Source organism: Cellulosimicrobium sp. BMG9.23 (assembly GCF_059159985.1).
The window spans coordinates 1-241 of the sequence record NZ_JBZGBZ010000029.1 but is presented as its reverse complement, the minus strand read 5'-3'; the positions used below and the strand labels follow the sequence as shown (position 1 = coordinate 241).

Annotated in this window: 1 protein-coding gene; it reads left to right on the top strand. The window is 69.3% G+C overall.

What is annotated here, in order from left to right:
- The coding region (locus AC4H2G_RS21570; protein ID WP_494367790.1) for an integrase core domain-containing protein at positions 1-241 on the top strand (241 nt) is incomplete at both ends.

Genomic DNA, 241 nt, shown 5'->3' with positions numbered 1-241 from the left:
ACGCGTCCTACGCGCCGCCCCGGCCCAACCGACCACGATCACCCAGCTACAGACCCTGATCGACGCCTTCCTCAACGAGTACAACCAACGCCGACCCCACAGCTCCCTGCCTCACCGCAGTCCACCGCTCGTCGCCTACACCGCCCGCCCGAAAGCAACCCCGCGAAGCGACCGAACCAACGACACCCACGACCGCGTCCGCCACGACCGCGTCTCCACCGCCGGCACCATCACCCTGCGG